The sequence below is a fragment of the Chryseobacterium barbadense genome, assembly GCF_042849955.1.
In the GTDB taxonomy this organism is placed as follows: Bacteria; Bacteroidota; Bacteroidia; order Flavobacteriales; family Weeksellaceae; genus Chryseobacterium.
In genome coordinates this window covers 20,331-27,310 of the sequence record NZ_BAAFHL010000035.1, presented here as the reverse complement: position 1 = coordinate 27,310, position 6,980 = coordinate 20,331, and the positions used below count along the sequence as shown (strand labels likewise).

General features: G+C 34.2%; 5 protein-coding genes and 1 pseudogene. 2 read left to right on the top strand and 4 right to left on the bottom strand.

The window, feature by feature from the left end; genetic code table 11:
- The 4 genes and pseudogenes from ACGHIN_RS12460 to ACGHIN_RS12445 form a co-directional block, all read right to left on the bottom strand.
- Positions 1–1,355: pseudogene (locus tag ACGHIN_RS12460) on the bottom strand (hypothetical protein); the annotation flags it as partial.
- Between the two features lie 10 nt (positions 1,356–1,365).
- Entirely contained in the window at positions 1,366–1,683 is a 318-nt protein-coding gene (locus tag ACGHIN_RS12455; protein WP_390453945.1) for a helix-turn-helix domain-containing protein, read from the bottom strand.
- Positions 1,684–1,711: 28 nt separating this feature from the next.
- The gene (locus ACGHIN_RS12450; protein ID WP_390453943.1) at positions 1,712–2,131 is read right to left on the bottom strand and encodes a transposase; all 420 of its coding nucleotides are present in this window, start codon (positions 2,129–2,131) and stop codon (positions 1,712–1,714) included.
- 433 nt (positions 2,132–2,564) lie between these two features.
- A complete protein-coding gene (locus tag ACGHIN_RS12445; RefSeq protein ID WP_390453941.1) occupies positions 2,565–3,734 on the bottom strand; it encodes a hypothetical protein in 1,170 nt (389 codons plus the stop codon).
- A 429-nt stretch (positions 3,735–4,163) separates the two neighbouring features.
- Between ACGHIN_RS12445 and ACGHIN_RS12440 the strand changes: the two genes are divergently transcribed.
- Complete coding sequence (locus tag ACGHIN_RS12440) at positions 4,164–4,760, top strand: Crp/Fnr family transcriptional regulator (RefSeq protein WP_390453939.1); 597 nt, start codon at positions 4,164–4,166, stop codon at positions 4,758–4,760.
- 578 nt (positions 4,761–5,338) lie between these two features.
- Positions 5,339–6,844 (top strand): tetratricopeptide repeat protein, encoded by a 1,506-nt coding sequence (locus ACGHIN_RS12435; RefSeq protein ID WP_390453937.1) that lies wholly within the window; start codon positions 5,339–5,341, stop codon positions 6,842–6,844.
- Positions 6,845–6,980 lie beyond the last annotated feature (136 nt).

Sequence of the window (6,980 nt, the reverse complement as noted above, 5' to 3'; positions counted from 1 at the left end):
TTAATAACCCCACCGTCATTTTGAGTAAACTCAATGCTTACAGATAAATTAAAAGTTACTAATGCCGGAGCCGATAATGTAAACGTTTTTCCGGTTGCCAGATTACCTGTAGATGTACCTGTTGTTGTTCTTTGTAGGGTAAGTGTACTAGGGAAGGCATCTAGACCGTTTCCTCCAATAAGTGCACCTTTATCAGATTTATATACATCTCCTGTAGTATCATCTATCGCTAGACTTTTAAAATTGCCCGTTGAAGGCAGAATATTTAAGTTTTCAAGCCGTAAAAGACTGGCAGAGGCTTCTGTTGAAGGATTTCTATAAAGGTGCAGTTTAGATGCCGGAGCAGTAATCCCGATTCCCACATTTACAGCATCTGTTCCTGTTCCTCCTAATACCAAACTATTGCTTTGATTGACTTTGGAATTAAAGCCAATAGCGGTTGCATTGGTAAGGTTGTTTGTGCTTACCCCTGCATTATATCCGATAGCTGTGTTGTTGCTTCCCGTAGTGTTTGTGTTAAGTGCATTATATCCAACAGCTACGTTGCTGTTTCCGGTGGTACTTGCCATTAATGCACTATTTCCTATCACAGTATTGTTAATTCCTGAAGTAAGACTTGGAGCAGTATTTATTCCTATAGCGACATTTTCATTGCCCGTGGCAAAAAAAAGAGTGTTTTCTCCGAGTGCTATATTTCGTAGCCCTGTTGTATTAGTCGATAAAGCATTTCTACCAATAGCAATGTTATTCCCTCCGGTAGTAAGAGCTTTTCCAGCCATATGACCTACAGCAATATTTGCAGAGCCTGTTGTAATCGCTGCTAGGGCGGAAGTTCCAAAGGCAGCATTTGTAGTACCGGTAGCAGTATTGGGTAATACGTTAACTCCATAAGCGGTATTACTGCTATTCAACCATCCGGCCTGTACATTGTTTCTTTTGAAGATCAGGTCCTGATTGTCTGTGGTTCCCAGGAAATGGTTGCCCGCCGTAGTTCCGGCATTTCCGGTAAGGGTCCAGTCATTGCTTGCAGGCGGGTTTAGTTTTACCCAGGCTGATCCGTTAAAATAGTAGTACCCCACAGTATCAATGTTGGCAGCAATGCCAGCCAAGGTGCCGGTTGTGATATTATTTACATAGATGAGGGTAGATGTCGGTACTAAGGTCATGTTTTGTGCCTTTTCTCTATCAACTCTTGGAATCAATAATCCTTCTACCGCAGGAGATGTTCCGTTAACATTTTTAGCCATAATGTCGAGGGTTGCTGCTGGGGAAGCGGTATTGATACCGACCTGGGCCTTTGTCGGAAATGATACTGCTAACAATATCATCGTAATAGCAAAATAATTTTTTTTCATGTTTTTATGGTTAATAGGATAACTTAAAATTCTTTTTCCATCGCGCAACAGTGTTTCTGCTTAGTTTATATCGTTGGGAGATATAGGTGTTGGAAAGATTGTGTTTTTTTTGATACTCTAGAATTTTGATAATCGTTTTTTGATCGTATGATTTCAATTTCTGATTATCTCTTATATTTTCTTTTTTGAAGAGTTTCTCATTGAGGGCAATTACATCTTCCACTGCCTGTATATTATTCAACCGGTTTATAATTTCTTTGTCATTAAGCATTTCCGGGAATTTTTCGATAATGATATCTTGGTATATTTTTGAGTAAAAAGGTATCATATTTAGTTTTTTTTACAATGATTTTATACTAGCTTTTTTTCATCCACTTATAGATAGTAGTTTTAGGGATATTATAGGCATTCATAGCTTCAGGCACAGTCATATGCCCGTTTTTCACTTTTCCTATGATAAAATCTTTAATCTCCTGAGTGTAAATATTCTTTCTGAATACAGGAAGCGATTGCTTTATTTTCTTTTGGTTTTTCTTTTCGGGGGCAGCAGGTGGCGAATATAAAATAAGATGGCCTGAATACAGCCTGAAAAAGTCATATTCCAGCAACTTCGACCATCGAAGTAAAATATCAGTATCTATACTTGAGCTTCCATACATTTTGACTATATCTTTTTCATGACATTTTAAAAATTTGCAGGCTCTTTCCAAGGACATCTCTACTTCTTCAAATCGTACTTTAATGAGATGCCCAATATGAATATCTTTTAAATTCATAGGTGATTTAAACGTGATTAATTAAAGGGTGGGGAGATTGATTTGAAAAAAAATGATTCCAACCTGCGTACAGTGAAATACAGCAGGTGGAATCAATTCTCATCGAATGATAATTTTTTTTCATCATGGTTAGCACAAAAAAAGGACTTTATAATTTTAAGGTAAAGATCAAAAAGATGTTATTCTAACACAAGTTTTTCACTACAACATTTCTACAACATTTTTATAATATATTGATTTATAAAGCGATTGTACTCAATGTGGAAATTGAAAACCACAATAATGATGGACAGAGAATGAAAAGCAGTAAAAAATTATTTTTTATATTGTTTTTCTAAAATTGCTAATATTATATGTCGTTTATGGTAATTACTACTTCCTTCAAATTGCTGAAACCTATATGATTACATAAAAATAATTATCTGCTAAAAAGTTAAAGACCTGAAGGAGCTGAAGCACTACCACTATTGGTGCCTCCCAAACTAGCGGTTACAGTACCTACAGATTTTACAACAGTATTATTAATTATTAAAACATAAATAGTCCAGTTTCCATTGGCACCATTGGAGGTCGTACCATTTTTATAATCTGCTGAAAGATGCCATGTCCCTCCACTTTGAAATGCAAATACATTTTGAGGGTCAAATGTACCACCTGTTGGAGCAGATAAACCAGCACCACCAATATCAAAAGTACTTCCTATTACTGCTACCGTATATTGACTTGTAGAAATATTAGTATTAAAATCATTTATCCAGTCCTGCTGAACATTATTTATTTGATATGTAGCATAATTGAATGGAAATGTGTTCCCTGTGCTTGTAGATGCCACCTTTAATTCTCCTGTAGTGTTATCTCTTACTACAGTAGAATATCCCGTTGCACCATTAGTAGAAGCTGCTGTACCTACAATTACATTTCCTGTAGTCTGCAGCTGTGCTGTAGGAGTTGTAGTTCCAATTCCGACATTTCCATTGGCGGCAACCGTTAATCTTGTTATACCATTAGTTCGTAGATTGATCGGCGTAGCGGTTGTACCCTGTGTAGATAAAATAAGCTGTGTACTCGAACCACCAGTAGTGATCTGTGAGGCATTACTATTATCTGTAAAAAAATTCATTGTAGTATTTCCTCCGGTAACCCCTAATGATCCTCTGGTTGATCCTGTTGCTAAAAGACGGCCCTCTGTTCCATTGGTTGCAATACCAACAGAATTAGTTCCGTTAGTAAAGGTTAGGAAATTACTTGCCGTATTTACCGTTCTTAATCCATTCAGAGTACCATCAGAATTATAGATATTAACTGATGATCCGGTTGGGTTTAATTTAGTCCATACAGTACCATTAAAATAATAGTATCCCACTGCATCAATATTTAATGCTGTGCCTGTCTGATTACCGGTAGCAATACTATTTACATAGATTAAGGTTGATGTGGGAACTAATGTCATACTTTGGGCTCTTTGCCTGTCTACTCGTGGAATTAATAGTCCATCAACGTTAGTTGTAGTTCCGGTAGCATTTTTTGCGACCACATCTAAAGTGGAAGTTGGAGTAGAGGTATTAATGCCTACTTGGGCTTTAAAACTAACTGAACAAGTCATTAGAACAATTAGAATTGGTAAAGCGTTTTTTTTCATAACTAGAATTTGTATTATTAGAATGTATTTGTGTTGAAGTTAAAATTTCAAGATTATAGAGATACTGAATGGAAAAGCATTTTTGCTTAATAATTACAGCTTGAGCAAAACCTAAAACATACTGGGGGATTCTTGCCTGATTTCTTTTGCAAAGATTAAAAATCATTCCTATCGATTGCAAAAAAATGACTACGACATTTCTACGACATTTTTGTATTTAATTGATATTCTGATTATTATTAATCAGTTGATACAATGTTGAAGTAAATTGGTGATTGTGGATTTTACAATAAAAAGCTAAATAATTGTATTGTGCATGGCTTAATTTTTGTAATTTTATAAAGCCGTTTTCTTTTACTGGGAGATTCATGGATCACCATAAATTTTAGAATTATGATAATCAATGAAGATCTATTGTTGGCACATGGTGCTACCTATGAAGATTACAATCCAAATGATTTTATTTTTGCGGAAGGAAGTTCACCTAAATACTTCTTTCAAACAATAAGTGGTACAGTAGAGCTTAATTCTATTAACATGGAAGGAAAGAGCTTTACCTTCAATATTTTTTCTGAAAGACAAAGTTTTGGTGTATCCATGCTATTCGGAGATAATAATTATCCAATGAATGCTGTGGCAATTTCGCAGTGTACGGTTTTAAGATTACCAAAATCTGAATTTTTCACTATTCTAAATGACAATCCTGAGCTTATGATAGGCTTAATAGAAACTTTGGCTGATGATCTGTATTATAGTTATTTAATGTTAACCAATGTATCCTCTACAAGTCCTTCCCTTAAAATTAGAATGCTTATAGAATATCTTAAAAACCAACATGCCGATTATAAACCATTTTCCTATCAAGTCCCACTTACCCGACAACAATTAGCAAATCTTACAGGTATGAGAGTCGAAACAATTATCAGAACAGTGAAAAAGATGGAAAAAGAACGTATATTAAAAATTGAGAATGGTAAGATTTTTTATTGATGTGAAAAACAGAAAGCTTAGCATTAATGAAAGTATGATGGATAACGTCTTAATATAAAATGCTCAACATTAAATATAAAAATCGAAGATTCATAGGAGGCGTAAGAATAAAACTGGTAATATTCTTGGGATAGATGGATCCTGAGGAGCTTCTGGGAGGTCAATTGCTATAAGCCCCTGCTTTTAAAGATGATACTAAACCATAACCTAGCCCATCTTCAGATATGCCACTCTGGATTTCGAATTATTTGAAGACACCGAATGTGGCGGATATGTACAGAAGAATAGTAAAATTACCAACTTCCCAGCAGTACTATAAAGCTGGAGCTAATAGCATTAAGTTTACAAGTACGGAATTGCTTGATGGCACTTATGTGATTGCTATTAACTCTAAAAGTGAAAAGAAATCTTTACAGTTAATTTTTAAACACTAAGAGTTCTCAAATAAACTATCTCTAACAGCCTCGAAACTTGAGGCTGTTTTTTAATTTCTTTTATCTTGCAGAATTAGCATATTCTTATCTAATTTATTAATTTTATCAATTGTAACTAACCGTTTTGATAATATTTTGCGTCCTATGATAAAATTAATCTGCAAATTTCTAATTGTCACACTATGTGCTTTATTCCAAATAAAAGCGCAACAATATTCTAATAAACAAATTGACAGCTTGGCAGACTATACCTTCAAACTTCTTGGCTCTAACACAGTTGGGGCATTAAAAAATGGTAAATTGATTTGGAATCTCTCTCAGACAAATGATTATAATGGTGGAAAAGCACAAGCTCTATCTATTTTTGCTACCACCCACCTTCGAAGAGGCGAAACCGAAAAGGGAATTCAATATTGTAATAAACTTGAAAAATTTGCTTTTAAAACCAAAGAATACCTATGGTTATGCGATGCACTAAGATTAAAAGCAATGGCTTATTCCAGGTTAGGCTTGTATGAAGAGGCTCAAAAAGATATTCATAAAGCTTTTGAATATGCTGAAAAAATTAAATCGGAATACGAATACCATAAAATAAAAGGTATTATTTATGAAGCCGAAGCAGCTCTTTTTGCTGACAAAAATAGTGGTGATACCGGATTCAAGCTATCACTTAAAAATCACTATAAAACTCTGGAAGAATATTTGAAGTCCCCCAGGATTAAAAGTAAGAATCCTGAACTAATCACGATAACATACAATAATATTGCTTTAAGACATATGCAGCTGAAAGAATATGACAAAGCAAAGGTAACATTGGACAAGGCTTTGAATTTTAATCCTTCCAAGCAGCAGAAATATGAAAAAGGTGAAACACTAAACTATTTAGGAACGCTTTACCGCTTACAGAACGAAAATAAAAAAGCTATTGAATATTTGAACGAAGCTTATGAACAGAATAGAACATCTGCCAATGATCCTTACATCAGAAATGATATTTTTAATGAATTATATCTTTCTTATAAGGGAATAGATGAAATGAAAAGTCAGGAATATTTGGAAAAACACCAACTGCTTTCAGACAGTTTGTCAAGTGCGGAAAAACAATCACTTAAAATTCCAGTCCAGGAGATTATAGATGAAAAAGATGAAGAATTTAATTCTAAGAAAAAGCAGTTGTACTATTTGTTAGTTGGTCTCATTTTCTTATCAGGAGTTATAATGTTTTTCGGTATCAGAAGCTTAAAAAAATACAGAAAAGAAAAAGCAGAAAAATTACAAATAAAAGAAACCGTGATTCAAAAAGAAACTATGATTGAAGAGAAAGATTCACAACTCACTGAACTGGAACAAAAAATCAATGAGGCATTCAATGAAGTAATAGCATTGGCCAAAAAAGACGACCCTTCTTTCCTTGCCCGGTTCAAAGAAGTATATCCTGATTTTTATAATAAGCTTTCTTCTGCAGACCCTCAAATGACAGCAGGCCAATTAAAATTTTGCGCTTTGCTGAAGCTCAATTTTTCAACCAAGGAAATTGCTCAACATACTAATATTTCCGTTAGGAGTGTAGAAATGAAAAAAAACAGGCTTAGAAAGCAACTGAATATTCCATCAGATGTTGATCTGAACAAGTTTATGATAGAATTATAATAATTTAATATAGAAATTAATTGATCATTGATTCATAGGTGATTTAATAAATAATTTTAATTGTGAAGTTCCAACACATTCGCTACATTTTTTCTTTGCTTAATTTACGTAGATTTGGTTAAGGCGTTTTAAATTA